This window comes from Rhizobacter sp. Root1221 (assembly GCF_001425785.1).
GTDB lineage: Bacteria > Pseudomonadota > Gammaproteobacteria > Burkholderiales > Burkholderiaceae_C > Rhizobacter.
Map to the genome: position 1 here is coordinate 6,664 of NZ_LMDI01000032.1, position 18,051 is coordinate 24,714.

Annotated in this window: 2 protein-coding genes; both read left to right on the forward strand. The window is 64.4% G+C overall.

Annotated features, from left to right (window positions below; genetic code table 11):
• Positions 1–256: 256 nt before the first annotated feature.
• The gene (locus ASC87_RS32045; RefSeq protein ID WP_056666564.1) at positions 257–17,515 is read left to right on the forward strand and encodes a calcium-binding protein; all 17,259 of its coding nucleotides are present in this window, start codon (positions 257–259) and stop codon (positions 17,513–17,515) included.
• A gap of 4 nt (positions 17,516–17,519) precedes the next feature.
• A complete protein-coding gene (locus tag ASC87_RS20515) occupies positions 17,520–17,849 on the forward strand; it encodes a hypothetical protein (RefSeq protein WP_056666567.1) in 330 nt (109 codons plus the stop codon).
• Positions 17,850–18,051 lie beyond the last annotated feature (202 nt).

Sequence of the window (18,051 nt, forward strand, 5' to 3'; positions counted from 1 at the left end):
TCGGCTGACATATGGGGGCACCCATGGGCCGCGTGGACCTCGATGCGGCCCCGCCCGACCACGTGCGCCGCGCTCATGCCCCGTTAACCGCCGTTCCTTCCGAATCGTCGAGTCTTTTCCGACTGCGCCGAGGGGTTTTCCGCTAAACGAATCGCCGATTCTCGGGATGTCTTGGTCGAGGAGGCCGCTTGCAGGCTTCGACGTACAGACAAACCGGCAGCCTCGTGGAGGAGGCTGCAGACAAGGACACAACGACATGGTCGCGATCGTCAGTGGCAACACCCTCGGCGTCAGCCTCACCTCGCTCGCGACTCTGGGCCAGCGGGGGGGGCTCTCCGGGTCGGCAGGACAAGGGCGCAGCGGGGAGCTCGTCTACGTCAACGCCGCCAGCGGGAACCTGGTGTTGCAGAACAGGGACGATCTGCTGGCCGGGCGGGGGCGCGATGCGGTCAGCGTACGCACGTACAACAGCCAGGGGCAATCCACCGACGACAACGGCGACAACTGGTCGCACGGCATCTTCCTGCAGCAGTTGCAACTCAACGGCACCCGCAACGCCGTCGACAGCACGCTGGTGCGCACGGACCGAGACGGTGCGCAGGCGGTGTACACCTTCGACATGGCGTCGGGGCGCTATGTGACCGCTGCGGGCGCGGGGGCCTTCGACACGATCTCGTATGACGAGGCGAGTGGCCAGTACGCGTGGTTGGATGGCAACGCGGGGGACCTCGAGCGATATGAGGCTGCCACGGGTCGGCTATTGCAATTGGTCGACACCAGCGGCAACACCCTCAGCTACGCGTACGACAACGCCGGGCGGCTGGCCAGCGTCACGACAGCGAGCGGGGAGGCCACGTACCTCGACTACTCGGGCAACAACCTCGCACAGCTGCGCACGGTGGTCATGACAGACACTGGCAGCCAGACGTTGACACGGACGCGCTACACCTACGACACGGCCGATCGGCTGTCCAGCGTCATCGTTGACCTGTCACCCGAGGACAACGGGGTGGCCGACGGCAATGTTTACGTCACCACCTACACCTACGACGGCACGAGCAAGCGTGTAGCGACGGTCGGGCAGTCCGACGGCACCAGCCTGTCGATCTGGTATGTCCAGGTGGGCAGCGAATACCGAGTGGCTTCGCTGACCGATGGATCGAACCAGACCACGCTGTTCGACTACGACACGGTCACCCACCGCACCACCGTGACCGATCCGCTGGGCCTGCTCACCGTGTACGGGCATGACGCGAACGGCCAGCTGTCCAGCGTGACGGCACCGTCCGTGGGTGGGGTCTCGCAGGTGACAAGCTTCGGCTATGACACCGACGGCAACCTCGTGACGATCGAGGATCCTGCGGGCCGTGCGGTAGAGATGGGCTACGACGACCGGGGCAACCAGGTGATGCAGCGCGACGGCGTGGGCAACACGGTGTCGCGCGTCTATGACTCCCGCAATCAACTGGTCAGCGAGACCGTCTACCTGGTACCGGACGCTGACGGCGATGGTCCGGCCCGGCCGAGTGCCCCGCAATCGACGCACTACGTGTATGACGCGGCAGGCCGCAATCGGCTGCGGTTCGTGATCACGGCGGAAGGGCGCGTCACGGAGCATCGCTACGATGGCTTTGGCAACCGCATCGAGACGCTGCAGTATTCGGGCGAACGGTACGAGGCCGACGACTTGGCGATCGACGCGGTGCCGGCCGAACTGTCGATGGAATATTGGGCTCGCGTCCAGGATCCCTCGCGCACGGGTCACGTCGTGCGCACGTTCGACTTCCGCGGGCAGGTCGAGCGGGAGCGTGCATTTGGCGTGGCGGACGAGAATGGTGTGGTCGACGTGATCGCGCAGACCACCCGTTACGTCTACGACCAGGCGGGTCGGTTGCTGACGTCGATCGGTGCGAACGGTGGCCTGTCGACCTACACCTACGACGGGTTGGGGCGCGTGCTGACGTTCACCGATGCCGCCGAAGCGGTCACGCTGAATGCCTACGACGATGCAAACCAGCGCACGTCGACGAGGCTCGACAACGGGCTCGTGACCACGTCCACCTTCGATGCCGCCGGTCGACTGACCTCGGTGGTGCAGAGTGGCGACGCTGGGGCGACCCTCGGAGAGACCCGCTACCACTACGATGCGGATGGCCGGTTGGTGATGAGCACCGACGCCACCGGCGTTTCTCGATGGTCGCTCCATGACGATGCCGGTCGCAAGGTGGGCGACGTGGATGCGGACGGCACGCTGACCGAGTACGTCTACCACGCCAACAACCTGCTTGCGGGCACCATCATCTACGCGACCCGCATGCAGACGGCGCTGCTGGTCGATGCGGGGGGAAATCCGGAGGCCGTTTCGCTGGCCGACCTGCGCCCCGCCGGCAGCGCAGCGAACCAGCGTGAATGGCGCATCTACGACGCTGCCAACCGGCTCGTCCAGACGGTCGACGCGGAAGGATACGTCACCCAGACCACGTACGATGGCGCCTCGCGCGTCATCGCGGTGACGCGATACGACACGCCAGTGGCCGTGCCAGCGGCGAGCCTGAGCCCGATTCTGGCGGCATTCACCGTGAGTCAGAACGTGGCGAAGGACCGCACCACCCGCACCTTCCACGACGGTGATGGTCGTGTGGTCGGAGAACTCGACGCGGAGAACTACTACACGCACTACGAGTATGACGGCGCGGGCCGGTTGATCGCCAAGACGAAGTTCGCCTCCCCAATGGTAGGCGCCCTCGTGGATGCCCATACTCCGCCGGCCATTATCGCGGAGGGCACGACACCTCCCGCCACTGCGTACGTGCGGGAGCGCACCCAGCGTGCCAGCCCGCTGCCGCCGACGGCCGGAACCGGTTCCGCCGGCGTGGTCGACGCCAAGACGCTGTTGGCCAAGCTGGAAGCGTTCAAGGCTGTTGACCAGATCGGCGCATTCACCGATCTCGTTCGCCTGGTGCGCGAAGCAGGCCCGACGCTCAAGGCGGCAGGGTTCGATGCAACGGCGTTGCTTCGTCGCTGGGTGCGGGCGTTGCCCGCAGGATCCCCTGTGTTCGAGACCCTCGAGTCGCTTCGTGTGCGAGAGACGGGCGAGGGCGCGGATGCTGGCGACATCTTGTTCGGCAGCACCGAAGGTGACCAGGTGCGGGGATACGAGGGTGATGACGTCATCGCGGGCGGGCTCGGCAGCGACACATTGGGCGGTGGCGCTGGGAACGACACCCTCGACGGTGGGGTTGGCAGCAACGACTTCCTCGAAGGGGGCCTCGGAGCCGACACCTACCTGTATGGGTACGGATACGGCGATGACGTGATCACGATCACGCCAGAGGAAGGGCCCTCTCTTGCGACCAGTGACGTCATCCAGTTGGGCGTGGGTGTGCAGCCTGGCGATGTGGCCTTGTCTCGCAGCTACGGCTACACCGGGATGTATGACCTCACTCTGACACTGCTGGCCACAGGCGAGAGATTGACGATCGAGGGCTACTACGGCAACGCCGAATGGATCAGGGAGAGTCGTGGCATCCGGGCCATTCGGTTCTCTGATGGCACCGAATGGGATGCGCTCGATGTTGACAACCGCGTGGCGCTGGGCACTGACGAAGAGGACACCCTGGACTCGGTGGCCCCAGGCACCCTACAGGGCGGACGGGCGAATGATTCCCTGACGGGCACGTACGACGCCGAGGCGGTCTATGGCGGCCGGGGCAATGACACCCTGCAGGGCTCCGGCGGCAGCGATGTGGTGGTTGGTGGCAGTGGCAACGACACCCTGCATGGCGACATGCGCGACGACTACTACGGCGGCGACGACACGCTCGACGGCGGTAGCGGAGATGACTACCTGTTTGGCGCGTCTGGCCGTGATGTCTACGTCTTTGGCATTGGATCCGGGCGAGACACCATTGGCGTCGATGACCGCGGCTGGAACATGGACCGATACGCCAATGGCGACACCCTTCGCCTGGGTGACGGTATCAAGGAGTCCGACCTGCTGTTCGGCCGCGACAGCCAGGGAGGACTGCTGATCTCGCTGCGAAACAGCAGCGACAGCATCCTGGTGGAGAACTACTTCGTCGATCTCGAAAATCCTCAGGATTGGTACGGAGGCTTTGCCAAAGGCCTGGAGTACATTGAGTTTGCCGATGGCACCGTGTGGAACGCGAGGCAGATCCAGTCGAGGCTGAGGGCCCCCGTGTTGAAGGCAGAGCCCTGGGAAATTGGGCTCGTTGGCGGCGAGGGCGCAGATTCGATCCTGGCCTTCGGTGGCTATGAAACCCTTGATGGGGCGGCTGGCAATGACACTTTGTCGGGGATGTCCGGCGACGACGTCTACGAGTTCGGCCTGGGTTCTGGCCGTGACGTGATCATCGACAGAGCCGAGTGGTCCGGGTATGACACGATCCGGTTCCGTGAACCGATCCTGCCCGCCGACGTGACGTTGCGCCGCGTGGGCGACTCCCTGGAAGTGATCTTCTCCAACCGCGACATGGTCACGGTGGAGAAGCACTTCCTCCCTTGGGCCTACCCATCCAACGACATCGAGGCCATCGAGTTCGCCGACGGCACCGTCTGGGACGCTACAGAGATCGCAAACCGCGCCTCGTACACCACCAACCTGCCTGATGTCGTTCGGGACGGATCGTACGACGGCGGCGAAGGCGCCGATTCGCTGGCAGGCGGCGACGAGGCCAATCTGCTCGTTGGCGGGGCCGGCCGTGATTCGCTCGATGGCGAGAATGGCAATGACACGCTCGACGGCGGCATCGGCAGCGACTGGCTGCACGGAGGCGTCGGCGCAGATGCCTACCGGTTCAACCGCGGGGGCGGCCGCGACACCATCGACAACATCAGTGGGGAGGCCAGCCAGCTGGGGCATCTGACCGGAGACGTCCTGGCCCTTGGCGGCGGTATCGTGGCCTCCGATGTGGTGTTGTCTCGCGTGGGCGACGACCTGGTGCTGTCGCTCATCGGCACGGACGACAGCGTCACGTTCAGCCGGTATTTCGTGGGCGATCTCTCAGGCGAAGACATTCGTGTCGAAACCATCCGCTTCCATGACGGCAGCGAATGGAGCGTCGACGATGTCGAGGCGCGCCTGCTGGTGGATGCCGGCGGCGGCGCTGGCAACGACCTGCTCGATGGCGCCACGGGTTCGAACATGTTCGAGTTCGAACGTGGCTGGGGCAACGACACGATTGCCAACTTCCATGGCGCATCGACTGCGTCCAACCAGATCCGCTTCGCAGCCGATGTCAGCGAAGGTGATGTGCGCGTGAGCCGGGTTGGCGACACGTTGATCATCGTCCGCAAGAACACCAGTGACCGCATCGAGGTCCGGTCCTTCTTCAGCAACCGCGCCGGTGCAGGCAGCGGTGCGTCCGAAATTCTCTTCGGGAACTCGACGGCTTGGGATTACGAGACCGTGGTGGCTCGAGTCACGGCCACGACTGACGGGGATGACCGCATCGAAGGTGACGCCGTGCTGGCTGGGGGCAAGGGCGACGATACCCTGGTCGGGCACGCGGGGAGCGACGCCATCGACGGCGGATCGGGTGACGACTTGCTCGATGGCGCCAGCGGGAACGACACCTACCGGTTCGGCTGGGGCTCTGGCCGCGACACCATCGTGGCCGGTGGCGCGGGGCAGGGCGACTTCGACGTGGTCGAGTTTTCCGAAGGCATCGAGCCTGGCGACCTCCGCATCGATGTGCGACAGGGAGCGGTGATCGTGACCCTGGGCAATGGTGTCGACCGCCTGACCATCGGAACGGTTCGCGATGGCGTCCAGGGGCCGCTGCAGGTCCGGGAATTCCGCTTCTTCGACGGTAGCGTCTGGGACGAGGCGAAGATTCGTGCCGTCGCAACGACTGCGACTGCGGACGATGCGGAAGTCGAAGGGTTGGGACTCGACGACACCCTCACCGGCTCGTTCTGGTCCGATACCCTCGCAGGCCTCGACGGCGACGACGTGTTGCTGGGCGGGCACGGGTTCGACATGTTGCAAGGTGGCGCGGGCGACGACACACTCGACGGCGGAACCGGAGACGATTCCCTCGATGGGGGCACTGGTCGCAACACGTACTACTTGGGTCGCGGCTCCGGCCACGACGAAGCCAACTTCATCCACGCCGACGGTTCGACATTCCATGTGATCCAGTTGGCCGCCGATGTGCGTCCCTCGGAGGTGCTCGTCGAGTACGACGGGTCTGGCGCCCGGTTCACGATCATCGGAACGAACGACTACATCGACGGGTATGACCTGCCCGATGAAGTCCACTTTGCCGACGGAACGATCTGGGATCGCGCGGCCATGGATGAGGCCGCAACCCGATCAACCTGGGGGCTCAGTGACCAGGCTTCGGAAGGTGTTGCGTATGACTACGATGCTGGCAACGACGTCTTTGTAGGTTCTCCGGCTTCAGACACCTTCTTCGCCGGAACGGGCGATGACACCTTCGTGTTCGGGCCTGCGTCGGGCCGCGACTCCATCCAACTTGATCCGTCCGCGTGGGGCAGCGGCGACAGCATCCAGATCGCGGAGGGTGTGCAGCCCGCAGATCTGATCTTCAGTCGGGATCGGTGGTCTGACAGTGGGCTGGTGATCGCGATCCGCAACGCACCGCGGGCAATCTTGCAGATCAATTCGTACCTGTCCACCAACGAGAGCGCCGAGCCGCCCGTGATCCGTTTTGCCGACGGTACCGAGTGGACCCGTGCGGACGTGTTGCAGCGGCTCGTCACCGTCCGGGACGACACCATTGTCTTGAACAACGCGGACGCCCGGGCCTCCGGTCAACTCCTGCTCCGCCAAGTCGGCAATGACCTGGAGATCACGGGCCTCGGCTCGCAGCTGTCCAGCCGCCTCGGCGGTTGGTATGCCGCCAACACGACACACGTCGACCAGTACGCAGGCGGCGGCACGGCCATCCTGGGAACGGCCGGGGATGCTGACCTTGTCGATGCGTCGTTGCAAGGCCGGGACCAGACCACGCGCCTGATCTATGACGCGCTGGGTCAACTGGTGGGCGAAGTGGATGCCGAAAACTACCTGACCGAGCATGTGTACAACGAAGCAGGCCAGCGCACCAAGTCCATCCGATACAGCCGTCCGCTGACGGTGGTGGTGCAGCCGGGCATGAAGCTGTTCGACATGCGGCCGTCTTATGATGCGCAGGCCCGTGTGTCGTCGCTGACGTACGACCTGCTCGGTCGTGTGTACGAGGAGGTCGATGCCGAGGGCACGATCACCCAGTACACGTACGACAACGTGGGCCACCTCGTGTCGACCAAGCGTGGCATCTACACGGAGGAGTCGCGTACCAACACCGCCCACTATGACCAACAGGGCAGGCTCGTGGGTGAACTCTCCGGCGAAGGGAGCCGACGGCTGTACTCGGGCCAGACCCAGGAAGAGATTGACCTGGTGTGGGCCCAGTTCGGACTCAAACATGCCTACGACGCCGCCGGGCGCCGTACGAGCACGACGGATGCGAACGGCCACCGCACTGTCTTCTACTACGACGTGGACGGTCGCATTCGCTTCACGGTCAACGCCCTCGGTGAAGTGGAGGAGCGTCGCTACAACGCGCTGAACCAGCTCGAGGCCACGGTGCAGCTGAACAACCGGGTTCCCGCCGAGACGTTGGCAACGATGACGGGTGGGGTGGCGGACGAGGACGTCGAGCAAGCCATCGCGGGCTTCTACGACCTGGCACGCGACAGTGTCACCGGCTACACCTACACGGTGCGCGGGCAGGTCGAGTCCACCACGGACGCCCTGCATCATTCGACTGCGGTCAAGTACAACGCGTTCGGGCAAGTCGAGCGCACCACATCCGACTCAGACAACCTGGGGGGCGAGCTCGTCCAGGAGTCTTCCTACGATCGCCGCGGCCTGCAAACAGCCAGTGCCACCGACCCCGACGGCATCAACGCCACGGCCAGCACGCGCTACGACGCATTCGGCCGCGCCGTGCGCAGCGTGGACGCAAACGGCAACGTCACGCAGCAATCGTTCGACCGGGTGGGCCGCGTCGTGCAGACCCTCGACGCGACGAACGCTGTCCGATCGAGCACGTGGGACGCCTTCGACCGGGTGCTGTCGACCACCGACGCGCTCGGCCACACCACCACCTACGCATATTCCGACCTGGGGCGCAGCGTCATCGTCACCACCCCGGAGGGGGTGAGCGTCAAGACGGTGCACAACCAGCATGGCCAAACCCAGGACATCACGGATGCCGACGGCAACGTAACGCAGTTCGTCTACGACGGCGACGGTCGCTTGACCCTCACGGTCGATGCAAAGGGCGCTACGGCCCAAAACATGTACGACGTTTCGGGGCGGTTGACCGAGACCAGAGACGCACGTGGGGTGATCACGTCGTACACGTACGACGCCGTCAACCGTGTGCTGACCCGCACGGTGGATCCGCAGCAGCTGAACCTGGCGACCACGTACGCCTACGACGCCAAGGGACGGCAGCACAGCGTGACCGACCCTCGCGGCGTGGTCACGACGGTGTCTTATGACCTGGCCGGCCATGTGCTCAAACAGGTGGTGGACGCTGAAGGCGCTGCCCTGACCACCGAGTACACCTACGATCCGGCAGGTCGCGTGCTGACGGTGACGGACCCGTCGCAGCATGTCACGCAGTACAGCTACGACAAGCTGGGGCGACGCACCGGCAGCGTTGTCGACCTTGGCGGTGAAAACATCGCCACGGGCTACGACTACGACAACAACGGCAATCTGCTGTTCAGCACGGATGCGCTCGGCAAGGTGACCCGGTTCGCGTACGACGCGATGGGTCGTCTCGTGTTCACTGTCGACCCGGTGGGTGGCCTGACCCATGTCGAGTACGACGCCGAGGGGCGCGCCGTGCGCACCACGGTGTACGCAAAGCCCGTTCCCAACGCTGCCAGCTTGCCCACCCAGCTGGCGGCGGACACCATCGCAGCGCTGCTGCCGGCGCTGGCCACGCCGGGCCGCGACGCCATCACGGCGCAGCGGTATGACGGAGATGGCCGCGTGACCTTCACGGTGGACGCAACCGGCGCTGTCGTGGAATTCCGCTACGACGCACGTGGAAACGTCAGTGAACGCATCGCCTACGCGACCGCCATCGATTTCGCCGCGTGGGACGGCGGCAGTGACCCCTCGCCCGTGGCCGGCGCACTCGACCGGCACGTGTTCACCCGCTATGACCAACTGAACCGTGCTGTCCGCGTGATGGATGCCACCGGGGCTGTCACCCGCAGCGAGTACGACGAGGTCGGCAACCTGGTGCGCCAGACGCAGCTCGCCACCCGCGCGGAGAATGGCGCCGATCCGGAAGGGCTGGGGCCCAGTGCGGCGGACCGTGTCTCCGTGTTCCTGTACGACATGGCTGGCCGCCTGGCTGCCACGACGGATCCGACCGGCGCGGTCACGCAGAACACCTATGACGACAACGGTAACCTGGTGAAGCAGACGCGCTTTGCCACACCGATCGGCGCAGGGACCGACCCACGCATGGCCGTCGGCAACGCGGCCGATGACCGCGTGACGCAGTTCGAACACGACGGCGCCAACCGCACCATCAAGACGGTGGATGCGGACGGCTACGTGACGACCACCGCGTACGACGCGATGGGCCGTGTCACGTCCAACACGCGCTACGCAGAGAAACCGGTGCTTGCAGGCGGTGAGCCACCGGTCACGCCGGGCAGGGATCAGACCACGACGTTCGCGTACGACGGCGCAGGCCGCTTGACGAGCACGACCGATGCGCTGAACCAAACGGAGCGCTGGACCTACGACGCCCGCGGCAACAAGCTCACCTTCACGAACAAGAAGCAAAGCGTCTGGCACTACGAGTACGACGCCCGCGGCCGCATGACGAAGGAGACGTCGCCGCCAGTCACCCTCACGGAGGTGACGCAGAACGCCCGCGGTGACCTGGTGGAAAGCACCACCACGACCGACCATGCGCTCGTGACCACCATGGCCTATGACGCCCTTGGCAACCTGCTGAGTCGCACGGAAGCGAAGGACCGGCCGGAGGAGCGGACCACTTCCTACGCGTACGACGCTATGGGCCGCCAGATTCAGGTCACCCACCCGCCTGTGCGGGTCTACAACGAGGCCCTTGGCGCCGTGCTGGCGAATGGGGTGGGCGGCTCGGCCACGCGGGTGGAGGCAGGTGCGCAGGCCCTCACCACGAAGACCACCTACGACGCCTTCGGCGACGCGGTGATCAACGTCGATGTGGCCGGCAGCGTGAGCTTCAAGGTGTACGACAAGGCTGGCCGCGTCCGTTTCGACGTGGATGCGCTGGGACAGGTAACCGAATACGCCCGGAACGCCTTCGGAGATGCGACCGAGATCATCCGGTACGGTCGGGCCCATGACGTGCCCCGGAATGGGGCAGGGGCGGTCATTGCCGACCAGCCGCTGACGGCTGTGGCACTGGAGACGGCCATTGCAGGGCCGCTGGGCAGCGGCGTGGTTCGCCGCATCGAGACCGAGTTCGATGCCTTCGGCCGGGCCCTCGTGGTCCGCGAGCCGGAGGTCTTCACGGTGGATTCGGCCGCGGACACCTCGGCCGAGGATGGCCGCAAGGTCACGCGCAACGAATACGATGCCTTCGGATCGCTGGTGCGCGTGAGTGCATTGCGGTCGGGCAACGAGTCCGCTGGAACCTGGGCGGACACGTACCAGTACTACGACGTGCTGGGCCGCTTGTCCGACAAGGTGGACGCGTTGGGCTACCGCTCGACGAACACCTACGACGCGTTCGGCAATCTGGCATCCACCACCGACTTTGCTACCAAGCAGTTGGGCAGCTGGGACATTCACTCAGCTGGAACGGTCGTGGCGGACGACGATTTCGACCGCCGGGTCGAGTTCGTCTACGACGGGCTGAACCGCAAAGTCAAGGAGACGCGCAAGCTCCTGGAGTCGAGCAGCACGACGCAAGCGCTTGCTGGCGTCAGCACCCGGGGGGACGCAACCACCGAGTACGGCTATGACGCGGTGGGCAACCTTACTCGAACCACCGACCCGTTGGGGCAGAGCACCTACAGCTACTTCGACGCGCTGGGGCGGGTGACGGCCGTCGCCGCGCCTTCCCGCGCGGGTGGCGATGGCACCACGGTGCTCACCCCACTCTCCCTGTTCCGCCGCGACGCGTATGGCAACGTCGTCGTGAAGGTTGACCTGGCCAAGGGCGCGCGCGGCGCGGTCGGGGAGTTCCAGGGTGTCTCCAACAGGACACAGCTCGGGGCGCTGGTTGGTGATTTCGACGAGGCAGCCGATCGGACCACGCTCTCCGCCTACGACCTGCACGGCCACGCCGTTCAGTCGACCGATGCAGCCGGGTACAGCACCTTCAATTCGTACAACGCGCGTGGCCAGTTGGCCAAGACGTGGCAAGGTGTCACGTCGGGCACGCCCACGCTCGATGCCTTTGGCAAGCTCAAGGCCGACAGCACGGTCTTCAAGGTGTACGAGTACGACGCGCTCGGTCAGTTGACCCACACGTACGACCCGGGGCCCGCGACCCAACTGGTCTACACAGGTACCCCGTCGGTGAGTGGTCGACTCACTGCGCGGACGATCGAGTCGTCCGCCACGGTGGAGATTGGCGAGACCCAGAACTATTTCACCCGCGGCAACGCCGTGCGCATCAGTTGGTACGACGTGGTCGACCCGGCGGGCGACAGCATCAGGGTGGAGTTCGACTACCTGACCAGTGGCAGCAATGGCTACCTGGTGGCGGGCGAGGGACGCACCTACACGAAGGAATTCGCCGCCGCGGCATCGGTGAACGGCATCTACACCGACTGGTGGGATGGCGACATGGCCTCGTACGGCGTGTCGGCGATCCAGAGCGTGAGGGTGTGGCAAAAGGTCAACGGCACCTGGACCAAGCTGTGGGACGACGCCACCGCCGGCACCGCGAGTGAGACGCCGACGGGGTACCTCACTACCGCCGCGGCGCCGCAGCTGATTGCCACGGACCTCGGCTACAACGCGTTTGGCGAAATGGTCAGCCGCGGTCTGCAGGGCGGCCAGCAGGAGTACTTCGACTACGATGCCGCCGGCCGCCTGTGGCGCACGAACTCGGGCGACGGCATCGACAAGATCTACTTGTACGACCAACTCGGCAATGTCGTCTCGGAACTCCGCAGCGATGGCAGTTCCGGGCAGAACCGCGATCTGAAGCAGTTCGCTAGCGCCGAACAGGCCGTGGCATCGGGCACGCTGCGGCGAAGCGCCACGGTGTATGACGCGCTGGGGCGTGTGATCGAGACTCGCGGGGTCGATCGGGGGCCTGCGCGTTCCGGCGTGACGGGCCAGCCCCAGGCGCCGTCCGTCAACGTCTCGAGTTCGTCTGCACCAACGGTGGTGTACCTCGACGAGTCGGCATCGGTGGTCTGGTCGGGCAACAACACCGTCGCGCTGGGTTGGGCGGACCTGAGTCACCTCGGTTCAGGCGACCTGAAGGTCGAGATCATTTACCAGACGGCGGTGTACCAATCCTCCCCTGGATCGGTGGATGAGTCGGGCAACTACGTGGGCGGCTACACGCCGGCTGAAACGCGCACGTTCGATGCGGTGTTCACCGCCGAGCAGGCCGCCACCGGCGTCTCGTTGACCTGGGCTGACACCGGCCTGGTGTCGACGGTCAGTGGCACCGATGAAAGTGGGACGCCTGTCATCCATGGTGGTGGGGTGGGCAGCGTCAGCGTCATCAGGATCTCCAAGCGCGACCCTGAAGGCAACTGGCAGGTGTTGCACGACGCGACGCCGGGGACTGCGGTCAAGGTCCTCGACGTGAGCGCACTGTTCGATCCGAACACGGAGCTCACGCTCGAGATCCGCGCTGCGGGCTCGCAGGGCGACTGGATCAAGTTCCCGCAGGATCCGGTTCGCTTTACCCAGGCACTCCGGTTCAACCTGGCAGCATTGACCGAAGGCGACTACGAGTACCGGGTGCAGTCAAGCGTGGGCGACTCGGCGGCGAAGACCATCAACGCGGGTGTCATTCGCCCGGACGGCACGGTCGCTTCGCATTTCAGCGCCAGCAACGCCACACGTCCCACGGTCGAGCAGATTCTCGACCGCTGGGGCAACGTCGTCAGCATTTCGGATCCGCGCATGGCGCAGTGGGTCACCACCTATCGCTACAACGCGAACAACCAGGTGGTCTCGGAGTTGAAGCCCGACGGTGCCGAGACCAAGGTCTACTACGACGCCCTGGGCCATCAGGCGGCCACGCGTGACGGCAACGGAAACCTCAATGGCCAGGTGTTCGACGCCAGTGGCAACCTGGTCGAGGAGCACCATGCCGACGGGGGCGTCGTGCGCCATGCGTACAACGCGTTCGGCGACAAGGTGCGCACCACCAACGCGGAAGGCAACCGGTCCGACCTGCAGGGGGCCGCGGCATCGGACGCCCTGGCGAAGAACACGACCACCTTCGCGTACGACAAGATGGGACGGCTCACCGAGACTCACCATGGGCGGGTGACGGTGGCGCGGGCAACCGATGCGCCGGACCCGAGCCATCCCATGCAGATCGCCCTCACGAGCACCGAGCAGACCGACCTCAACGTGTATGACCAGGCCGGTCGCCGGCTGAGCCAGACCACCGGGAAATACGGCACGGGCACCGGTGAAACGCTGCGCTACCAGTACGACCTGGCCGGCCGTGTGGTGGAGACCATCCAGCCGGGTGGCGAGGCCTTCAAGATCCGCACCGTCTATGACGCGCAGGGCCACAAGATTGGCGAAGTGGACCAGAACGGCAATGCGTCCCAGTGGACGTACGACTACTTCGGCAAGATGACCGCCCGCTCTGACTTGGGCGGGGCCACGTTCGGCTACAGCTACGACAAGGCGGGCCAGCTGGTGGAAACCACCAACAGCCGCTACGGCACCGGGGTGCAACTCACCAATCAGTACAACGCGGCGGGGGAACTGATCAAGGTCACCGACCACGCTTTGAACCAGGTGACGGAGTTCTCATACGACCTGGCCGGTCGCCACGTTCGCGAGAAGACGACGCAGGACGGCGTGGTCTACCAGGACAACACGATGGGCTACGACGAGGTGGGCCGGCTGCGCCACGTCAGTGACGGGCGCATGAGCATCGACCTGGAGTACGACGACGCCGGCAACCGCACGCGGGTGCGCACCCACGTCAACGTGCCTACCCTGGCCGACCCCACCGTTGATGTGCCCAAGGACAGCGATCGGTACTTCACCTACGACGCCATGAACCGCCAGACCGGCGTGGAACTGGAGAAACGGGCCGACGGCACGATCGACTACGTGTACCAGTTCGATGCCAACGGGCACATCGTGGCCGGCACCTCGGGACACAAGGTCAGCTACGACCTCAACGGCAACCGTTCCTTCGACAAGTATCTCGGGACGAAGGTGAAGTACGTTCCGGCCGTGCCGCCCACCTATGAGGATGGGGGCGAGTCGGGCCCCATCATGGTGGATCCGGGGTCACCAGAGACTTACGTGGTGGATCACGACGCGCCGAGCAAGGAGGTCACTGAGGCTTACGCGTACGACGCGTTGAACCGCCTGCTCAGCGTGACGCGCGATGGCATGGAGGTGGACTACCGGCAGTACGACGTCGTGGGGCGTGTGATCACCACGGGGCCGCGCAACCTGCCGCCGGCTTACGCGGCGGCGATGAACAGCGGCCTGGCGTCTGGCGAGACCATCGGCCTCGAGTACCGCATCAACCGCTACGACGCCAACGGACGTCTGGCGCGCCAGCAGGTATTCAACGCCGACCGCAGCAAGTATCTCAACAGCATCGACTACACCGGTTATGACGCAGCCGGCAACCTGAAGTCCTACAGCCTCACGAGCCCCAACAATTACACCAACGTCTATACCTACCAGCAGGCGAAGTTCGACGGCTACAAGGAAGGTTCCGTTCACGGCGAGAGCGAACAGTTCCACGAAGGGACGACGGACAGCCACTACGACGTCAACGGCAACCTGGTCAGCGTTGACGACCACACGAAAAACGAGAACGACCGCAGCTTCGTCAACGACCTTGCAGGGCACGCGCTGTACGTGAAACAAGGCACGGCGGTGCAGCGCCAGGTGGTAGTCAATGGTGAGGTGCTGGGGCGTTACGGCGTGGGCATCAACGAGATGAATCCGCGCAACAGCGAGGGCAACCCGGTCTTCACCGAACTCGCGGACTTCAACTTTGGCTACCAGCCGATCACCGGGAACTACCCGACGGCGTCGGTGGGGTCGTACCAGGTCAAGGCGGGTGACTCGCTGCGCAGCATTGCGCGCCAGTCCTATGGTGACGAAGGGCTGTGGTATCGCATTGCCGAGACCAATGGCCTGAGCGGGGACCGTGACCTGCGTGTTGGCCAGACCATCAACATCCCGAGCGTGGTGGGGACGGTCCGGAACAACTCGGAGACCTACAAGCCGTACGACCCGAGCAAGATCACCGGGGACACGACACCGAACATGCCGGTCCCGAACGGGGGCGGGGCTGGGTGTGGTGGCATTGGCATGCTGCTGGTGATCATCGTGGCGGTGGTGGTGACGGTGTTTACGGCAGGAGCGGCGGCTATGGCGATGGCTGGTGGCGTGAGCGCGTTCTCAACTGCCGCTACCGCTGGGACTTTGATGTCGACGATGGCTGCTGCAGGTACTGCCGCGATGACCGCAGGCACTTTGGTCGGCGCGGTCGCCGCAGGTATCGGCGCAGCGGTCGGCTCCATTGTCAGTCAAGGCGTTGCGATGGCTGTTGGGCTGCAAGAGGAGTTCAGCTGGAAGCAGGTGGGAATGTCTGCTCTTGGTGGGGCAGTGTCAGCCGCCCTACCCGGAGCCGCATTCGCTGGAGTGCCTGGAGGTCCAGCGGCACAGATGGCAGTGCGCGCGGCGGTCAGCAATGCTGTGACGCAGGGCGTCGGTGTCGCGACTGGCTTGCAGGACAAGTTCAACTGGCGCGGGGTTGCTGCTTCTGCGGCGGCTGCCTTCGTGTCCCAAGGTTTGACGGACCTGGTAATGGGCGATCCGGTGTCCTGCCTTCCCGACGGGTCTATCGGTCGCGTCGGCGGGCTCGCTGGGGCATTGGGTGGGGGCGAGTTCGGCAAGATTGCGGGGTCGACCGTGCTGGGGTTGGCGGCGGGTGTGACTGCTGCAGCGGTCCGTGGCGGGAAAGTCGTTGTCCAACAAGTCACGGTCGATGCTTTTGGCAATGCGTTGGGGGATAGCCTCGCGGGGCAGATGAGTGCACCGGGGCAGACGGCTGAGCCGGACACTGTGGGGCCCATCAGTGCGGAGGAGCGTGCGTCCATCCTCGCGATGTTCAGCGATGGGCCGGGGGGCGAGGCAGTTCCTCTGCGCAGTTCTGTGTTCGGCAAGACCTTTGCTGAGGACCGTGCGGTTCGAGAGGTACTGAACAACCCCTACGGGCGTAGCTTTGGCCGCGGGGAGCCGGTAGCAACAGGCCCGGTCGAGTTCAATCCGCTGGATGGCTTCATGAAGTGGGAGCTGACCGGCGAGAAGCCCATTTATGACTTCGGAGACCCGCTGGAGTCGCTCGGGCGTCCTGGCGAATTGACGGCTAGCAAAGGCGGCGGGAGCACAAGTCGAACTGGAGGCGGTGGAAGTACCAGATTGCCTGTCCAGATGGCCGTCAATGCACGGGCAGCGACTTTGGCGGATGCTATGGGTGAAGTCAGCGGCCTCGTGCCAGAGGCAACCCGAGACATCAAGCAAATCGTTGCGATATTGGACGAAGCAAAGAGGCTCGAACTGCTGGAGAAGGTTCAAGGCGCACTGCGCGAGCGGTTGGGCGTACGGGTTATGCCCTCGCCTGGAGCTCTTGGCGTCTCGCCAAGCCTCTCAGCGGACGCTGATGGTGCGGGGCGTACTCGATATGACACGAGCGAGTTGATTGACCATTACACTGACGCGTTGCGAAAGGTCGGATTGGCCCAACAAGGGGCCATTGAGCTTGATTACCGGACCTTCGAAATCAAGACCATCGGCAATCAGAGACTCACGCCTTCTCAGTACCAGGCAGAGAACGAAGTCCGATACCAGAAGGCGTTCGAGTCGGCGGTGGAGCTTGGTGAGGCGAGGTATGAGTCCGGCAAGCTTCCGTATCCGAAAGACATGCCCAAGCAACTGCAGGTGGGACTTTTTGCTGACGGTGTTGCGAGAAATGTGCTGGTTGATTACAACAAAACGCTCGGTGTTCCTGAAGGACCAGGGCAAGTTATCAGCCTCAATCGCTGGGCGTACGATATGCAAGGCAGTGGCAATTACGTCCGGCCTGACGTTCTGTTTGATTTCGGTCCTAAGCAGCGGTCATGGTTGGATGGAAAGACGTCGCTAACTGGGTCGCAAACGACTACTCAGTTCGAAAACTTTTACAAGTACACAGGGGCTACGTCGGGCAAGGTGATAACACGCAATGGCCCGGTACCCATTGCGCACCCCAATACGTGGACTCGGAGATAGAGCGATGAAAAACGCAAAGGCGGTCAAGCAGTTCTTCCACACGCTGGTGGGGCTACAAGGAGGCATTGCACTGTTCCCTGCAGGCATCAACGAGTTCCTCTTTACAGCAGGCTACCCCCGCATCTATGAAGAGCTGGAGCACATCCGGAGCGACCTGGCTGAACTCGGACTTTATGATTTGCTCAACGAAGCTGTCACACAGTCTGAAGTGCTGGCTCGTGAAGGAAAATATGACGATGCGGAGATGCTGATTCTGGAGGCTGGTCGAAAACTATCGACCGCCTCTGGGGTGGAGGACGACCTTCAACGGATGTACAAGTCAGCGAATGATTAGAGCCTCGGAGGCCGATGCGAAAATCCAGCCGGTGCCGCAGGCTGACGGTCAGCCCCGGCCGGCGCCGGGCTGACCCTTCGGTGCACTCCGCCCCAGCGGGGTCACCGAAGGGCCGGGGGAACATCGCGTGGCGATCGTCGGCCGTTGCTGCTTGATCAATGGATGGCGGGCGGCCTCTCGAGAGATGAGGCCTTGCTCCGAG

Excerpts from the sequence above, each read along its gene's own strand:
- ASC87_RS20515 (WP_056666567.1), top strand. The coding sequence starts at position 17,520 with ATGAAAAACGCAAAGGCGGTCAAGCAGTTCTTCCACACGCTGGTGGGG.
- ASC87_RS32045 (WP_056666564.1), top strand. The coding sequence starts at position 257 with ATGGTCGCGATCGTCAGTGGCAACACCCTCGGCGTCAGCCTCACCTCG.